The 16,626-nt window shown below is 58.3% G+C and carries 18 protein-coding genes and 1 pseudogene; 8 read left to right on the top strand and 11 right to left on the bottom strand.

Features of this window, described 5'->3' with window-relative positions; all coding sequences use genetic code 11:
• Positions 1-104: 104 nt before the first annotated feature.
• From ACIPL2_RS26300 to ACIPL2_RS26275, 6 genes are all read right to left on the bottom strand, one after another.
• Entirely contained in the window at positions 105-1,163 is a 1,059-nt protein-coding gene (locus ACIPL2_RS26300) for an Ldh family oxidoreductase (RefSeq protein ID WP_401361272.1), read from the bottom strand.
• Positions 1,164-1,369: 206 nt separating this feature from the next.
• On the bottom strand, positions 1,370-1,831 hold the full coding sequence (locus ACIPL2_RS26295; protein WP_401361270.1) for a MarR family winged helix-turn-helix transcriptional regulator: 462 nt from the start codon (positions 1,829-1,831) through the stop codon (positions 1,370-1,372).
• A 169-nt stretch (positions 1,832-2,000) separates the two neighbouring features.
• Complete coding sequence (locus ACIPL2_RS26290) at positions 2,001-2,453, bottom strand: Ohr family peroxiredoxin (protein ID WP_401361268.1); 453 nt, start codon at positions 2,451-2,453, stop codon at positions 2,001-2,003.
• Positions 2,454-2,530: 77 nt separating this feature from the next.
• Complete coding sequence (locus tag ACIPL2_RS26285) at positions 2,531-2,983, bottom strand: Ohr family peroxiredoxin (RefSeq protein WP_401361266.1); 453 nt, start codon at positions 2,981-2,983, stop codon at positions 2,531-2,533.
• 429 nt (positions 2,984-3,412) lie between these two features.
• Positions 3,413-4,615 carry an epoxide hydrolase family protein gene (locus ACIPL2_RS26280; protein ID WP_401361264.1) on the bottom strand — a complete coding sequence of 401 codons (1,203 nt, stop codon included), beginning with the start codon at positions 4,613-4,615 and terminating at the stop codon, positions 3,413-3,415.
• 322 nt (positions 4,616-4,937) lie between these two features.
• Positions 4,938-5,390, bottom strand: a complete 453-nt coding sequence (locus ACIPL2_RS26275) for an Ohr family peroxiredoxin (RefSeq protein WP_401361262.1) — start codon at positions 5,388-5,390, stop codon at positions 4,938-4,940.
• 365 nt (positions 5,391-5,755) lie between these two features.
• Here ACIPL2_RS26275 and ACIPL2_RS26270 point away from each other — a divergent pair, with 365 nt between their 5' ends.
• Positions 5,756-6,673 carry a LysR substrate-binding domain-containing protein gene (locus tag ACIPL2_RS26270; protein WP_401361260.1) on the top strand — a complete coding sequence of 306 codons (918 nt, stop codon included), beginning with the start codon at positions 5,756-5,758 and terminating at the stop codon, positions 6,671-6,673.
• Positions 6,674-6,679: 6 nt separating this feature from the next.
• Positions 6,680-6,781: pseudogene (locus ACIPL2_RS26265) on the top strand (phosphonoacetaldehyde hydrolase); the annotation flags it as partial.
• Between the two features lie 260 nt (positions 6,782-7,041).
• Here ACIPL2_RS26265 and ACIPL2_RS26260 read toward each other — a convergent pair.
• Positions 7,042-7,503 (bottom strand): hypothetical protein, encoded by a 462-nt coding sequence (locus tag ACIPL2_RS26260; RefSeq protein ID WP_401361258.1) that lies wholly within the window; start codon positions 7,501-7,503, stop codon positions 7,042-7,044.
• A 231-nt stretch (positions 7,504-7,734) separates the two neighbouring features.
• On the bottom strand, positions 7,735-8,091 hold the full coding sequence (locus tag ACIPL2_RS26255) for a DUF6124 family protein (RefSeq protein ID WP_401361256.1): 357 nt from the start codon (positions 8,089-8,091) through the stop codon (positions 7,735-7,737).
• 437 nt (positions 8,092-8,528) lie between these two features.
• Here ACIPL2_RS26255 and dapF point away from each other — a divergent pair, with 437 nt between their 5' ends.
• Positions 8,529-9,329, top strand: a complete 801-nt coding sequence (gene dapF, locus ACIPL2_RS26250; protein WP_401361254.1) for a diaminopimelate epimerase — start codon at positions 8,529-8,531, stop codon at positions 9,327-9,329.
• A gap of 22 nt (positions 9,330-9,351) precedes the next feature.
• On the opposite strand, the gene ACIPL2_RS26245 is transcribed toward dapF, so the two are convergent.
• Both ACIPL2_RS26245 and ACIPL2_RS26240 read right to left on the bottom strand, forming a co-directional pair.
• Positions 9,352-9,852, bottom strand: a complete 501-nt coding sequence (locus ACIPL2_RS26245) for a GNAT family N-acetyltransferase (RefSeq protein ID WP_401361252.1) — start codon at positions 9,850-9,852, stop codon at positions 9,352-9,354.
• 46 nt (positions 9,853-9,898) lie between these two features.
• Positions 9,899-10,813, bottom strand: a complete 915-nt coding sequence (locus tag ACIPL2_RS26240; protein ID WP_401361250.1) for a pirin family protein — start codon at positions 10,811-10,813, stop codon at positions 9,899-9,901.
• Positions 10,814-10,940: 127 nt separating this feature from the next.
• Between ACIPL2_RS26240 and ACIPL2_RS26235 the strand changes: the two genes are divergently transcribed.
• From ACIPL2_RS26235 to dmeF, 3 genes are all read left to right on the top strand, one after another.
• Positions 10,941-11,846: a LysR family transcriptional regulator gene (locus tag ACIPL2_RS26235; protein ID WP_401361248.1), complete on the top strand. Its 906-nt coding sequence runs from the start codon at positions 10,941-10,943 to the stop codon at positions 11,844-11,846.
• 97 nt (positions 11,847-11,943) lie between these two features.
• Complete coding sequence (locus ACIPL2_RS26230) at positions 11,944-12,219, top strand: metal/formaldehyde-sensitive transcriptional repressor (protein ID WP_401361246.1); 276 nt, start codon at positions 11,944-11,946, stop codon at positions 12,217-12,219.
• A gap of 19 nt (positions 12,220-12,238) precedes the next feature.
• The gene (gene dmeF, locus ACIPL2_RS26225; RefSeq protein WP_401361244.1) at positions 12,239-13,189 is read left to right on the top strand and encodes a CDF family Co(II)/Ni(II) efflux transporter DmeF; all 951 of its coding nucleotides are present in this window, start codon (positions 12,239-12,241) and stop codon (positions 13,187-13,189) included.
• A 110-nt stretch (positions 13,190-13,299) separates the two neighbouring features.
• Here the strand turns inward: dmeF and ACIPL2_RS26220 are convergent, their stop codons facing one another.
• Complete coding sequence (locus ACIPL2_RS26220; RefSeq protein WP_401361242.1) at positions 13,300-14,088, bottom strand: FadR/GntR family transcriptional regulator; 789 nt, start codon at positions 14,086-14,088, stop codon at positions 13,300-13,302.
• Positions 14,089-14,250: 162 nt separating this feature from the next.
• Here ACIPL2_RS26220 and ACIPL2_RS26215 point away from each other — a divergent pair, with 162 nt between their 5' ends.
• Positions 14,251-15,561, top strand: coding sequence for an MFS transporter (locus tag ACIPL2_RS26215; RefSeq protein ID WP_401361240.1), 1,311 nt, complete (start codon positions 14,251-14,253; stop codon positions 15,559-15,561).
• A gap of 15 nt (positions 15,562-15,576) precedes the next feature.
• Complete coding sequence (denD, locus tag ACIPL2_RS26210) at positions 15,577-16,551, top strand: D-erythronate dehydrogenase (RefSeq protein WP_401361238.1); 975 nt, start codon at positions 15,577-15,579, stop codon at positions 16,549-16,551.
• The last annotated feature ends 75 nt before the right edge of the window (positions 16,552-16,626 follow it).

The raw sequence follows: 16,626 nt of genomic DNA, 5'->3' as shown, positions 1-16,626 counted from the left end.
TGTAGGAGCGAGCTTGCTCGCGAAGGTCGTGAACGATGACGCGTAAAACCGGATGCCCTGAGGCGCCTTCGGGTTTTTCGCGAGCAGGCTCGCTCCTACAGGTATTAGTGAGACAGTGCTGGCAGCTGCAATTGCCCGGCGCTCTGGTTGAGCTCATCGACCACCTTCTGCGACAGGCTCACCCCTTCGCGCAGGGCTTGCTCGCGCAGTTTCAGGCCGGCCTGGCCAGGCAAGCGCACCGGACGCTCGGGGTCTACCGGACGGCTGCCCAGAATCAGTTTGCTCAAGAACGAACTTTCGTCAGTGAAGGCTTCGAGCCCGCCGAAGAAGCGCGGGTCAATCACCACGGCCGTGGCCGAGGCGCCCCACTGATCCGGAGCGTCTTTGCGCCCATGACCAGCCAACCCCGAGGTCAGCGCCTCGACCAGAATCGCCAGGGCAAAGCCTTTGTGGCCGAAAGCCTGGCCGCCCAGGGGCAGGATGCTGCCTGGCGGCGTGGTGAAGAAGTCGCTCGGGTCGTCGCTCAAGTGACCCTCGTTGCTCACCAACACCGGGTGCGGCAGTGTGCTGCCGGCATCGCGGCACTGGCCGATCAGGCCCAAGGTCACGGTGGACATGCTCACATCCAGCAGGATCGGCTCGCCCCGGGTCGGGATCCCGGCGGCAATCGGGTTGGGCGTGTAGATCGGGTCGATCCCGCCATGAGCGCACACCAGCCCTACCGACGGGTCCGAGGAATACACCATCGCCACCAGGCCGCGATCAGTGAAGGGTTTAAGGTAAGCGGCCAGGCAACCGATGTGCGAGGCACGGCGCACCACGGCGATACCAATCCCCTGCGCCGTGGCACCCTTGGCCGCGCAATCCAGTGCGCGGCTGACACAATAAGGGCCGAGCACATAGTGGCCATCGAACAGGCTCGAAATGCCGCTGTCCGAGACCTGTTCGAGCAAGTCGGCACTGGCCTTGACCTGCCCGCTCAGCATGCCACCGAGATAGCGACTCACCAGGTTGAGGCCGTGGGTGCGATGGCCCAGCAGTTCACCTTCGAGCAGCACTCGGGTCACCACTTGGGCGACCTCGGCGTCGGCCCCGGCTTTTTCGAACAGTTGCTCGACGAACGTGGTGAGCGTTTGGACGTTGTAACGCTTGGCTTCAGACATGCTTGCGGGAACCTCTCGGGGCAGTACGGCGACTTCTTGTTATGGCTTCGCCCTGAAGGGCGAATTTGCGATAACTGTATTGAGCTGGACAGAAGATTCCCAATGAGATGATCCGATCAATTGATAACCGGGCGTTATCAAATTGATTTATCGAGCGGTGGTAATCAATCAGTCACAAGCTGATGAATATTTTTGCTCGATACGACTTAGCCCCTGTCTTTCGTCGTGCGGATGAGGTTGCTGCGTAATTTCACAATGGCCTTCTGCATTTGCACGAAGTCGTCAGGATCAAGGCCGGTTTGCGGGAAGCCATCTTCCGACAGGCCCTCTCGCAATTTGCGTCCTTCTTTCGTCAGACTGATCCGCACCTGACGCTCGTCCTGGGGGTCACGCTGGCGCAACACATAGCCCATGCCTTCCAGCTTTTTCAGAATCGGTGTGAGGGTATTGGATTCGAGGAATAGCTTTTCGCCGAGGCTGCCGACGGTCTGTTTGTCTTCTTCCCACAGCGCCACCAAGGTGATGTATTGCGTATAGGTGAGGCCGAGCCGTTCAAGCATCGGCTTGTAAGCCTTGCCGAAGGCGAGGTTCGAGGAATAGACCGCAAAACACAGGAAGTCGGACAGCTTCAGGTCCAGTGCGGAGGTTTTTTTTTCAGTGGATTTCATGAGCATTCTCTTTGGCCAAAGGCGGAGGGACCGCATGCGCAAACTATACATCGCATGCGATGGTGTCGGAAGTGCTCACACGGTTTGCAATGCTTACCCAAGGCCATCCAATCTGTGTACATCGACAACCGGCTCGCCAGGGATGAACCCTGGCGAGCTGACGGTGCGTTTACGCGGTGAGGACGTTGATCGCGACGTCAATGTTGCCGCGTGTAGCTTTGGAGTACGGGCAGATTTGATCGGCGTTGTGCGCCAGTTCCGTCGCGACACCGTGATCCAGCCCCGGCACTCGCAAGGTCAGTCGGGCCTGGAGGAAGTAGGCTGGCCCGGTCTGGCCCAGATCCACCTCGATGTCGACGGCCGTGTCGGTCGGCAGTGTCAACTTCATCTGTTGGGCAGCCAGCCCCACCGCTGCGATGTAGCAGGCCGACCACGCACCGGCGAACAATTGCTCGGCTTTCGGGTGCGGCTGAACACCGATAAGTTCGTGTTCCGGCTTGGCGCTGCCGGGTGATGAAAGCGTGATGTCGAGGCTGCCGTTATGGCCGCGCGACGTCTTGCCCGCACTGTTGTGGGTGGTGTGGGTTTTGCCGGTGACCAGTACTTTTTCGATCTTGCTCATGATGATTCCCTCAGGTTTACAGGTTTATGATTCGTACGCGCTTGTATCGCTTGCGATGATGTAGATGCGTCCCGGCATCACGCCGTAATCACGTTCAGGGCAACATCGATATTGCCGCGTGTCGCCTTGGAGTACGGGCAGATGGAGTCGGCGATGTGCGCCAGTTCGGTCGCCACATCGTGCGCCAGCCCCGGCACGCGCAGGGTCAGACGGGCCTGAAGGAAATAGGCCGGACCAGTCTGGCCCAGGTCCACTTCGATGTCGACGGCTAGGTCCGCCGGCAGCACGATGTTGCGTTCCTGGGCCACCAGCCCGACCGCAGCGGTGTAGCAGGCCGACCATGCACCGGCAAACAGCTGCTCGGCTTTCGGATGGGGCTGAGTCGCGGCGAAAACGTGGGCCGGCTGAGCGGAACCTGGCGAGGACAGCACGATATCGAGGTTGCCGTTATGACCGCGCAAGGTCGTGTCGGCACCGCTGAGGGTGGTGTGGGTTTTGCCGGTGGCCAGTACTTTTTCGATCTTGCTCATGGGTGTTTCCTCAGAAGTTAATTGCTGCATACGATTTGATCGCATGCGTCATTTATGCGATTAAAAAAGGCAACGTTTATCAATGGCCCGCTGCTGTGATCCAGTTGTTGCCGTTGTGGCCATGGAAAGCGTGATCGGTAGAGAAGAACATGGTGTAGCGGCTTCCGGTGTTCATGGCTGAATCTCCAAACGGCAATTCGTGGGTTTCTTGTCGCTTTCGATTTGGTCGTATGCGATGGATAAATATTCGATCAAAGCCTCGACGATGTCAAAGATTATTTTGCACGTAGACGACGAACGGTAGATGCGACCTCACAATCTGGTGGCGCGATTCGGATCCCTTCACACATGGCGATCAACAATCCGAACCGAGCCACCCTGCCCTTCATACAACCAGGATCAGGACTTCGTTGCCTGGGGCCTTGTCGCTTACCTCAGAGATTTGAACCCGGCCCGCACTTCCTGTGAGAACAGCGCCGGCTGCTCCCACGCCGCAAAGTGCCCCCCTTTGGGTAACTTGTTGTAATGCACGAGTTTGGGATAAGCCTGCTCCGACCAGCTTTTCGGCGCCGCATACAGTTCATCCGGAAATACGCTCACCGCGACCGGAATGTTGACGCCCTTGACGGCGAAGAACGTTGACCTGTTCTCCCAATAGAGCCGCCCGGAAGACACCGCAGTATTGGTCAGCCAGAACAGGGTGATGTTGTCGAGGACGTCATCGGGGGTGAGCCCTTCCGCGTGGCCGTCAATGGAGCGCGCAATCATCTCGTAGCTTTTAGGATCGTGATCAAGCATGAAGGCCGCCAAACCCACGGGTGAGTCAGCAAGACCTGTCAGCGACTGGGGCCTGTCGCCCATCATGATGGCGTAGCCGATGTGCTTGTAGGTGTTGGCGAGTTGATCAGCCGCCAGCTTCTCCTCATCGGAAAGGCCGCTCGGTACGGGCTCGCCGCGAAACAGCGCCGCGTCAAGCTCAGGCGGGATGACGCCCGGCATGTTCGAATGAATACCGATCAAACCGGTCGGCGCCTTCACCGCCATCAGATCGACAACGATAGCGCCCCAGTCACCCCCTTGTGCGCCATACCGGCTATACCCGAGACGCTTCATCAGCTCGATGTAGGCATCGGCGATACGCACCGGACTCCAACCGGGCTCGGTCGGTTTCTCGGAGAAGCCGTAACCCGGCATCGACGGAATCACCAGGCTGAACGCATCGGCGGCACTGCCACCGTGCGCCGTGGGATCGGTGAGCGGTCCGATGACTTTCATCAATTCAATGATCGACCCAGGCCATCCGTGCGCCATCAGCAGTGGCAAGGCATTCTCGTGTTTTGAGCGGACATGAATGAAATGGATATCCAGGCCATCAATATGGGTGATGAAGTTTGGAACTGCGTTTATTCTGGATTCAATCACTCGCCAGTCGTAGTTTGTCGCCCAGTGGTGGGCCAGTTTCTGGATCGTTGCCAGTTGCACACCTTGGGAGGAGTCACTGGCCAGTTCCTTGTCCGGCCATCTTGTTGCTTGAACACGTCTGCGTAATTCTGAAAGATCTGAATCTTTGGCACTGAAATGGAACGGGCGTATTTCATTGGAAACACTGTTTGTGTTTGTTGTTTTAGTCATTGCATCAATCCTGTTTGAGAAACCGAGTAACCCTAACGGCGCAACAGCACAGGTCACGGCGGCAGCGCCGCAAAATGCGCGTCTGGTCACGGAAAGTTGTTGTATATGTTTTGGCATACAGGGGCTCCTGAGGCGCGAAGTTACGCGTAGAGCGCCTCGTTAAAAGGTGCCAACGACAAGGGGTCATGTTTAATTGGATTAAATAAGGCGTATTACAGCAGGCAGGCATAGCAGAAGCTAAACTTCTATCCACTATAACCAGGAACGGAAATGTTTAATTAGAGCTTAATTACTTGGTTTGGTAATTAAGCAACTCGTCCAGTCATGACGTCTGGACATTAAAGTAAACGTCGATGTTGCCGCGCGTTGCCTTCGAGTACGGGCACATCTGATCCGCTGCATGTGCGATAGCCGAAGCCACCTCATGAGAAAGACCTGGCAAATGCACATTGAACCCCGCCTGAAGCAGGTAACCGCTGTCGCTTTGACCCAGGTCGATCTCGATGTCGACGGATACATCGGCTGGAATCGTCACCTTCAACGCTTTGGCCGCAAGGCCAAGGGCTGCGATGTAGCAAGCTGACCACGCCCCGGCAAACAACTGCTCGGCGGTGGGGTGCGGTTGGGTCGCTGCGAATACATGCGCCGGCTGCGCGGCACCGGGCGTCGACAGTGCAATGTCGAGTTTGCCGTCGTGCCCGCGCGACGTAGTGCCGGAACTGCTCAAAGTGGTATGCGATTGACCGGTTGCCAGGATTTTTTCGATTTTGCTCATCAGTGATTCCTAATTGTTTTGATGACACTCAAATAGAACTAAAGCACGTAACTATCTGACGAGACTGATTTTATAGGCGCAATCAAGGCGCCGAATAGAACGGAAAAACCGATCATCTTCGGCTTTTCCGCCCGCCATCCGCTGCCAATCCCTTTTCATCTTGCGCAACCGCTCGTCGCCAACCAGTCACCCCAGCTTTGACATCGCCGGGAGTTTAATTGACCATTCACTAATCACGTACGATTTGATCGCTTGCGATTTATATCCTCCTTCAACGCCCTTCCCCTTGAAAATTCAGCCATGAACACCGCAAGCGCCGAGAAATGTTTTTCCTCTACCGACCACGCCCCTGGAGGCTGTGCTTCATGAAGCTGATCCAGCTGCGAGCCTTCTGTTCAGTGGTCGACATGGGCAGCTTTCGTGCGGCGGCACGCACACTGGACACTGCGCAAAGTACGCTGACAGAGTCGATTCAAGGCCTGGAAAGAGAACTCGGGGTTACCTTGTTGGTGCGTTCCAATCAAGGCATCAGCCTGACCCTGGCCGGTAAGGTTTTCCTGACGCGGGCACGCTCGATCATTCTGGATTGCGATTGCGCGGTACAAGACGTCCGCCAATGGAATGGTGTGCCTGAGGGTCGAGTCTCATTGGGTGTCACAGCAGAATCATTGGCGGCGTGTTTGATGCCGGTCTTCAGCAGTTTTACCAGCCGATTTCCAAACGTGCAGCTGCACGTCGCCAGTGGAAAAACGAAAATGCTGATCGAGATGATTCGAACAGGTCGGCTCGACTTCGTGATGTGCCCCTTGAGTCCAACAGTCTGCGATATCGACCTGCACATTGAGCGGCTGTACAGCTCGAAAGCCAGTGTTATTGCACGCAAGGGACATCCTCAGGCAGAGGCTCGCTCAGTGCGCGACTTGGCCGATTGCCAGTGGATCAGCGTCCGACCCGCTGGGATGGTCGGTAGCGCGGAGAACCAGCTGAACGAATTGTTCAAAGCCCAAGGCTTGCCACCGCCGAAAATCGCGATCACTACCGAGTCGCTGCTGGAAATCCTTCACATCATCTCCGAGACGGATTACCTGACCATTGAGCCCTGCTTGCTTCCCAGCATGAAGTTATTTTCTTCGTCGCTTATGAGCATTTCGATTCGGGAGCCGTTGGAATCGTGTGAGGTGTGCTTGATCAGCCGTCGAGTGCCAGCGTTCAGCAGAGTCACACAAGAACTGACCAGCATGCTGATTTCTTACTCACGCCTGCGTCACCGCGCCAAGGGCTGAACGCCGGCTCGCGCCCGCTATTTGATCCACATCATCGTCAAGTTGGCGGCCGTCATCGACGACATCAATGCGCGACTGGCACGCGGAGAACCCCCGCAGGGTTCCTGACGCGATGCGGTGCTGAGGCGTTACGCGGCGTGGTACCGCGTAACGGCTTTCGCGGGCAAGCCTCGCTCCTACAGGTTATGTGTTGATCACAAAAATCCGAACGACCATGACTTGTAGGAGCGAGGCTTGCCCGCGAAGGCATCCTCAATCACACCATCAAACATCGCCCTGCCGCTAAGGCGTGGCTTTCCTCGCCCGCTTCACCCATAAAAAAACCTCCCCGAGCGCGAACCCGGGGAGGTTTGAGCCGTGCCTAACCATCAGCTCTTGGCTTGGCTCAATTTGGTGAACAGCTCGGTCGGTACTTTCTTGCCGTTGGAGGTGTATTGGTTGGTGCGGAACTTGTAGACCTCGCCTTCGGAGAGGAAACCGTCGTTGTTGGTGTCCATCGCCTTGAATTCCTCACCACCCTGCGGGGCCACGGTCAGCAGTTCTTTCAGCGATACGCGGCCATCATGGTCGGTGTCGGTACGGGCGAAGGACGCGTCGCCGCACTTGCCTTCACCGCATTTGCCTTCGCTGGTCTTGGTGGCTTTGGCGCCGGTTTCGCTGGCACCGCACTTGCCTTCGCCACACTTGCCTTCGCCGGTTTTTTCCGTCGAGGCGAGTTGGTAGCCTTGCGGCAATGCTTCAGCGGCAAAGGCGCTTGAGGCAAGGTTCAGGCTGCCGGCCAGTGCAACTGCGATCAGGCCAATGCGGGATTTGTTCGACATACGGGACATGGTAATTACTCCGGATATAGTGTGAGGCCAGGCCGCCAGGGTCAAAGCCACAAGGGCGGTAAGCCGTGGTGCGAGGCGCGTTTGCTTTCTCGCTAAGGCAGGGCTATTTGACTGCAACCGTGTATCCCGGATGTATCCGGATCGAGGGGCATTTGTAAGCCAGTCTCCAAATAGTGGCTGCGGATACACAGCGATACACATGCCCCGTTTCTACCTCACAACAGACCGCCCTTACGCCGGCGGATCAATTTGATCCAGCACTCGATTGGCCGTGATCTCCGCCAGCATGACGCTGTTGGAAATGCCCAGCAGCGCATAACGCGACTCACTGTCCAGACGATCCACTAACTGATGGACCATCACATCGACCGCGGCCAGTGTCTCGACCAAATAAACAACCAGGGATTCGGTATCGCGCTCCGGGTCGACGGAAAAACCCTTTCGGGGTGTACGCGGCGTGGCTTTGATGTCGGCGATTGAGAAGTGAAAATCGAGGGCACGTTCGGCGGCATCGTTGAGTTTTTTGGAATCGGGTTTGTACGGGGAAACCGGGTCGGTTTCCGGCGGGTTCGGCGTTGGTTTTTTCATGGATACTTCCCTTCTGTCGGAGGGCTGCAACCATCTCGCTACTAAACGGAGGGTGGCAGCTGTGCGCAAGTTAGTAGACCGGCAAGGAGAAGCAAAATCCGGCGCGTCCGAGGACGCCAAGCGCACAGCTGCCATAAAGTTCAGGCGAATACCTGACTGATGATGCTCGTGCGACCGCTTCAACTTAGTCGGGCTACTAAACCCGATCACTGATGGGCAGTGACAGGACCCAAGTTACCGACGCCCCCCAAGGCGCACAAGCCGGCGGATTCTGGCGTACCCGTAGGCAACGGCGCAAGGTTTTGTAGCTTTCAGGAAGTAAACTTGAAGGCGTTTAAACAAGCACTCTCAAGCGATGTTTAAAAAGTAAAGGCACGCTTCCTACACGAGGTTAAACCCGACTAATGTAAGCGTCTGCCAAGCACAAGGAGTCAGTCATGCCGTTGAGTTTTCATAAAATGCACGCCAATGGCGATGACTTCGTTATCGTCGACTCGCGAAACGCGCCCAACCCCATCACCAGCGATATGGCTCGGCGAATGGGCGATCGGAACCGGGGAGTCGGGTTCAATCAACTCGCGGTGGTGCTCGATTGCGATGATGCCGATGCGCGCTTGATGTTCTGGAATGCCGACGGCTCCACGCTGGACGCGTGTGGCAGTGCAACGCGCGGTGCCGCGGACAGGTTGATGCGCGAATCAAATACGACATCGATAACGCTGCGAACCAATCGAGGTCTACTCACCTGCGAGCGAACCTTCAGCGGCGCCATTTCGGTCAACATGGGTAAGCCACTTTTTGGCTGGTCGGATATTCCCCTGTCTCGGGAAATGGAGACGGCTGTGCTGCCACTGATTGGCAGCCCAACCGCTTGCAGCATGGGCAATCCGCACTGCACCTATTTTGTGGACGATCTATCCGCCATTGATATCGCGTCCATCGGGCCGACCATTGAAACCAACCCTCTGTTCCCTCGCAAAACCAACGTGCATTTCGTTCAGATCATTGATCGCAAGCACATTCGGTTGCGTATTTGGGAGCGCGGGGGCGGTATCCCGCTGGGTTCAGGTTCCTGCTCGTGTGGCGCCGCCGTAAACGGCATTCGTCGTGGTTTGTTAGACAGTTCCGTTGAGGTTGAATGCGATGGCGGGACTGTCACGGTGCAATGGGATGGCGCAGGACCGGCCTTTCTCACCGGGCCGGTAGAGACGACTTTTTCGGGAATAGTCCGTTGGTGACAACCGCGCTCGGCATCCTTATCTAAATCGTCAGCACAAACCGGCGTTCGTCCCCGGTCCGGTCGCTGCAAGAGGGTTGTTCAGGCAAGAATCCGCAGCGATCAAGCACTCTCCTTGAGCCCACATTTTCCTCGTAGACATAAGCCACCAATCGCGTCAGGTCCCAACGCACCTGTGCCTGCTGGATCAGATGCTTCAGCGCCAGCGTTGCCAGTCCCTGACCGCAAACGCTTTGCGCTATCCGATAGCCGACTTCTGCCGACCGCTCGGACACGTCGATGCTTTTCAGGTTGGCTCGACCCACTATTGTTTGACTGGCATCTTCGATCACAAACGGGTGCCAGGCACCGATGGCAAAGTCGGCCAAGTAGCCTTCAATGTGATCGGCGACACCCTGCAACGAATAGAAAGCAGGGTCACGCGCATCGATATGCGTTTCAAACCATTCACGGTTGTGAATTTCGAATGCCAGCAACGCTTCAGCGTCAGTCCTTTTCAGCTCGCGAACGCTAAATGAATCCATTCTTTACCTCTCCTTTGTCTCGAGCCCGGTTTGGCCCGCCGCTGAGTTACCTGAAAACGGGCACGGTACCCGACTTGTCTGGCTTTTGCAGGTACTCGCGCAACCTAACGCCAATCTCTGCGATTTTTTCTTCTCCGGCGCGCAAGGCGTGCGGGTTGGTGTGCACGGAGTAACTTCCCAGCGCGAGATCATAGGGATGCGGCTCAGCGGAACCGATCACGAAGACCGCATCCTTGTGCATTGCCGTCAGCGTAACAGCGCCGCTACCGGGTTCGAAGATGACCATTTCTCCCGCGTTGACCAAGCTTGGTGCGCCCAGCGATCCGCGGCTGACACTCAACCACAATGACTCATGCCCATTGGGTGGCACATACGTCCAGGACTCCCCGACGCGGAGCGTGACCAGCAAGTAGTTCATTCCAGCCGGTGCGCGGACCGGGCTTTGGACACCCTGGTACGCGCCAAGAATCACCCGCGCCGGCCCCGCTGCAGGCATCACGCTTGACTCCAGGTATTGGCTGTCGACACTGGCGTTTTCCAACGCGGGCGGCAGTGCAACCCACAGTTGAAAACCTTGAATGCGCGGCGATGTGCCTGCCGACATCTCCTTGCCGTGCCAGACGCCACCGCCCGCCCGCATCCATTCAACACCCCCATAGTCAATCATTCCTGACCCCGACTCAGCATCCTCGAAGCGCAAATTACCTTCGGTGATGACCGTGACGGTGGCGATCCCCGAGTGCGGGTGCATCGGCATACCGTCCACGAATGAACTCTCACCTTCAAACAGGTCCAGAAAAACGAAAGGCTTGATCAGGTGGCCGAGATCCGAAGGACTCATCAGTCGGGCAATCGGGCCATGCCGGCTGCCTGTGGTGCGGTAGCGGATGGCGCGGTGAGGCGCGGTTTCACGTGCAGCGCCTGGGACGACGCCGATTGGCGGTTGTTGCTGAACAGTCATGACGATGACTCACAAGAGAGTGGCAGCCTAACGGCCCGATAGCGGGAACAATACGGCCGGGCCGATTGCTTGATTAGCCGATAGAATTGGATTGCACTCGTCCATCAACGATAGGAATCATCCGCACATGCTCGACCTCAATGACATTGCCATGTTTGTGCAGGTGGTGCGCAGCGGTAGCTTCGCAGAGGCGGCGCGACGGCTGGGCATGCCGCCCAATACCGTGAGTCGTCGCATCCAACAGCTAGAAGCGCAGCTCGGCACACGGCTGCTGCAACGCTCAACGCGCAAGCTCACGCTCACCAGTGCCGGCCAGGATTTTCATGAGCGTTGCGCGGGCGCGGTCGACGGCCTGTTCGAAGCGGGGCAAGAATTGACGACCGGCAGCGGCGAGCCCAGTGGCCTGGTGCGCGTGGCGGCGCCGGCTGACTTTTTCGACTTTTTCCAGATGGAATGGGTGACCGAGTTTCTAGCGGCGCATCCGCGCGTGCGGCTCGACTTCGTGCTCAGCGATGCGAAGGCCGACTTGATCGCCGAGCAGATCGATGTGGCTTTTCGCGGCGGGTCGTTGCGCGATTCAGGTTATGTCGGTCGTCAGATCCTTGACCCTCGCAGCGTCGGAATGGTGGCAAGTCCCGCCTACCTCGCCGCGCGCGGTTTACCTCGCACGTTGCAGGATCTGGTGAACCACGATTGTGTGATCTTCGCGCACCCCAGCGGTCACGCCACCTGGCGTTTGGACGGCCCGAAGGGAGAGGAAGAGGTGCAAGTGACCGGGCGCTTCAGCGGCAATACTGCGCAGGCCTTGCGCAAAGCCGCCGTGGCCGGACTCGGCGTCGCGCTGCTGCCGCCGGTGATGGCCAGGCTCGACGTTCAAGCCGGCGTGCTCGTCCCGGTGCTGCCTCACTACCAGCCCATCGGCTACGGCATGAACGTGCTGTATCCAAGTCGCCGGCACCTGCCGCTCGCGGTATCGGCGTTTATCCGGTGGGTCATCGAAAAGATGAACGCGGTAGACGCTCCGGAGGTGTAGCGGTAGCGAGTCGCAGTCGATGCGTCAGGCTGGCATCGCGCCCTTGCATAGGGGGGTGGGGTATGCCACCCTTTCGTATAGGTAAGGGGGGTATGGTATGGCTCACATCAGTGCAAACAAAGACGATCTACTCAAACGGGTAAAACGCATCGCCGGGCAAATCCAGGCTGTTGAAAGGGCTTTGGAGTCGGATCATGACTGTGCCAAAACCCTGCATTTGGTCGCCGCTACCCGCGGAGCCATCAATGGGTTGATGGACGAAATCATCGAAGAGCACGCCAGGGAGCACGTCGCTAACCCAGCGCTCAGCGATGAGGAACGTAACAAGGGCGTCGAAGAGCTTCTTGAAGCGATACGCCGCTATTCGAAATGATGACGCAGGCCTGAACCTAATGAACAGCGACATCAGCTACAAACACGAGCACGTATTCCTCGGGTCGGCACACGATGAGAATGCGAAACGCACCCTTTGGGTGGTCATGCTCACCGTCGTGATGATGGTCGGGGAAATTACTGCCGGTTACATTACCGGCTCCATGGCCCTTCTCGCCGACGGTTTCCACATGGCCACCCACGCCGGTGCCTTGGGCATCGCCGCTGCGGCTTACGCCTATGCCAAGCGCAACGCGTCCAGCGCCCGATACAGCTTCGGCACCGGCAAGGTCGGAGATCTGGGTGGCTTCGCGTCAGCCTTGATTCTCGCACTGGTGGCCTTGGGGATCGGCGTAGAGTCTGTCATTCGCCTGCTCCAGCCTACCGAGGTTCAATTCGGTACAGCAACGCTCATTGCCATCGTTGGCCTGATCGTCAATATCGTCAGTGCGCTGTTGCTCGGGCACGGACATAGCCATGGACATGTTCACGAACACGAACACGAACACGAACACGATCACACTCATGACCACAGCCGCCATGGCAACGATAACAATCTAAGGTCGGCTTACATTCATGTGATCGCCGATGCCCTGACATCTGTTCTTGCCATTGCGGCCCTGCTCGCCGGGCGGTATCTCGGGTGGGTCTGGCTGGATCCCGCGATGGGAATCGTCGGTGCCATTGTGATCGCGCGCTGGGCGTTGAGTCTGATGAGAACGACTGCTGGCATGCTGCTGGATCAAACTGATGATCATGTTGCGCAGGAAATCCGTGAACGGGTTGAGCAGCCTGGCGATGCGACCATTACAGACTTACACGTCTGGCGCGTGGGGCCAGAAGCGCATGCGGCTATTGTCAGTGTGCTGGGCCAGTCCACTACGAGTGCAGACAGCATTCGTGAACGCTTGAAGCCTGTCCACGAAGTGAGCCATCTTACCGTTGAGTTTCGTGCCGTCTCACCAGCGTAGCTGCAAAGGCAAACCTGTAGGAGCGAGCTTGCTCGCGATGGACGCTAACGATAACGCGCGCTGGCTGGATACACGCGTCGCCCTGAAGACCATCGCGAGCGAGCTCGCTCCTACAGTGACGTTCTCTCCCCCGGATTCTGCCAAAACGAAGGATCGGCACTCTTGAGCCGCTCAACCGCGTTGTTGATGTGATTGAGCGCGGCATGGCGCGCGCCGTCAGGGTCACTGGCGGCGATGGCCGCGTACACCGCAAAGTGCTCGACCCGCACGGTCTTGGCCAGGTCGCGGCGGCGTTCCTCGTTGGAGCGCGTGATGCGAATCGCCTCTTTGATGAATTGAGCGATGAACTCGTGCAGTGACGGGTACAGCGGATTGCCCGTCGCCTTGGAAATCGAGTGATGGAACGCCAGGTCTTCCTCGACACCATCGCGACCGGCCTGCTCGGCGGCATCAATGGCCTTCAGCGCCTGGTGGATGGCCTCCAGTTGCGCGGGGGAATGGCGCTGCGCCGCCAGTGCCGCCGCTTCCCCTTCGATGCCACGGCGTAACTCGGTCACCCGCAGTACCGCCTCGATCGACCCGCAGACATCCAGATCAATCGTGAACGCCTTGATGTGCGCGCCTTCGCTGACCACCGTCCCGCTGCCTTGGCGAACCTCGACCAGCCCGGCTGACTTCAGGCGCGAGATCGCCTCGCGGATGACCGTCCGGCTGACCCCGAAACGTTCCGCGAGCACGGGCTCCGTGGGCAGGCGAGCGCCCGGCAGCACTTCGCCATTGGCGATGTAGGCCTTGAGGGCCGCAGTGACCTGATCGGACAGCGTGCCCTTGGCGGAATCCTTCAGGACAGCCAGCGCATCGGCGGCACAGGAAGATTTATCAGGCGTGGGCATAGGCATCTCTGGGCTCAAATCGGTGAACGGTACTGCATTTTAGACCCGCCGTCCTGCTTGAGTGTCGGCGCTTGAATTCGTATGACGTATTATGATAAAAAACCGGCACTTCATGTAATCCGATAAAAACAAAGTCACCCACTACAAAAATAAGGATGGGGGAAACACATGACTGAATCAGTGATTCAAACCGGCACCACCGTGCCCGCTGATCGCTTCGAGGACTTGGCGTATCGCAAAGTCGCGTGGCGAATCCTGCCGCTGTTGTTGCTGTGCTACCTCGTCGCCTATCTGGATCGGGTGAACGTGGGTTTCGCCAAACTGCAGATGTCCGACGATCTGCAATTTTCCGAAGCCGTCTATGGGCTTGGCGCAGGGATCTTCTTCATCGCCTACTTCCTCGTGGAAATTCCCAGCAACCTGATCCTGCATCGCGTCGGTGCGCGGCTGTGGATCGCGCGCATCATGATCAGCTGGGGCATCATCTCCTCGGCCATGGCACTGGTCAGCACGCCAATGTCCTTCTACATCATGCGTTTCCTGCTGGGGCTCGCCGAAGCCGGGTTCTACCCGGGCGTCATCCTCTACCTGTCTTACTGGTTCCCGACCCATCGCCGCGGCAAGATGTATGCGCTGTTCGCCACGGCCGTGCCGCTGTCCGGATTGATTGGTGCGCCTATTTCCGGCTGGATCATGAGCGCCTTCAACGGCACCCATGGTTTTGCCGGCTGGCAATGGCTGTTTTTTCTCGAAGGGCTGCCGTCGATTGCCGTCGGGATTCTGGTGATCTTTTGCCTCAGCGACCGCATCTCCAAGGCCGGCTGGCTCACCCGCGAAGAGAAACACCTGCTGCAGACCCGCATCGACGCTGAATCCGCTGGCCATCAAAAGCACAGCCTCAAAGAGGTGTTCCTGCAGCCGCGCATCTGGCTGCTGACGGCCATCTATTTCTGCATGATCGCCGGTTTCTACACCGTGGGTTTCTGGCTGCCGACGCTGATCCGCCAGGCCGGGGTCAGCGATGTGTTGCAAGTCGGAATGCTCACCGCCATCCCTTATGCCGCCGCCGCGCTGACCATGATCCTGGTTTCGCGCAGCGCTGACCGGTTGCGCGAGCGTCGCTGGCACCTGGCGCTGACCGCCGTGCTTGGCGGTATCGGCCTGTTCATCTCCGCCACCTGGAGCGACAACTTCACCATTTCCATGATCGGCCTGACCCTCGGCTCGATGGGAGCCATGAGCACCCTGCCCCTGTTCTGGAGCCTGCCGACTGCCTTCCTCGGCGGCACCGCAGCGGCGGCCGGCATTGCCTTGATCAACTCGTGGGGCAACCTGGCGGGCTTTGCCTCGCCGTACTTGATGGGCTTCCTCAAAGACACGACCCACAGCACCACGATCGGCATGTATGTGATGGCAAGCGCGCTGTTCCTCGGCGCCCTGCTGGTCTTCAGAATTCCCGGAAAACTCGTCAACCACTGACGTTTGGAGTAACTCATGAACATTCTCGTGACCGGCGCAGCCGGCTTCCTCGGCCGCCGCCTCATCGAAGCCCTGCTGCTGCGTGGCTCGCTCACCGACCGCGCCGGCCAGTCCCAGGCCATCAGGCAAATCGTTGCCTTCGACAGGGTCGCGCTCGAGGGCATTGATGATTCTCGGGTCAAGGTGGTGTGTGGCGACATTGCTGACCCTGAAGTGCTGGCCAGCCTGATCGATGCCACCACTGACAGCATCTTCCATTTGGCGGCAGTGGTGTCCAGCCAGGCCGAAGGCGACTTCGAACTGGGCATGCGCATCAACTTCACCGCGACGCAAAACTTGCTTGAACGCATTCGCCTGCTCGGCACCTGCCCGAAATGGGTAATGACCAGTTCCGTCGCGGTGTTCGGCGGGCAGTTGCCGGAGCGCGTCGAAGATAATCACGTCTGGGCGCCGCAGAGTTCCTACGGCACGCAAAAAGCCATGAACGATTTGCTACTCGCCGACTACAGCCGCCGCGAATTCGTCGATGGCCGCAGCCTGCGCATGCCGACCATTGTGGTACGTCCGGGCAAACCCAACCTGGCCGCGTCGAGCTTCGCCAGCGGCATCATCCGCGAACCGCTCAACGGCCAACACAGCGTATGCCCGGTGCCCCTCGACACCCGACTCTGGCTGATGTCGCCAGCGCTGGCGATTCGAAACCTGATCCATGGGCATGAGCTCTCCGGCGAGCAATTGACCCAGGGCCGTGTGATCAACATGCCGGGCTTGTCCATTACTGTCGAACAGATGATCGATGCCCTGCGTCGGACCGCAGGCGCCGAAGTGGCCGGACGCATTCGCATGGAGCGCAATCCCGCGATTGAGCGCATCGTCGGTTCGTGGCCGGGCGCCTTCAGCGCCACCTACTCCCGGGATTTGGGGTTCACAGCGGATGAGAATTTCACCGAGGTGATCCAGCAGTTCATGGATGAATACCTGCCGGGATAAACCGCAGGCGCTCAATGTGAGGCGCGGCATCACCGGAAGACGGGTGATGCCGCGGTCATACGCAATTCTCCAGGG

The organism is Pseudomonas sp. NPDC086251, assembly GCF_044746405.1.
GTDB lineage: Bacteria > Pseudomonadota > Gammaproteobacteria > Pseudomonadales > Pseudomonadaceae > Aquipseudomonas.
This window is presented reverse-complemented; position numbering and strand designations above follow the sequence as displayed.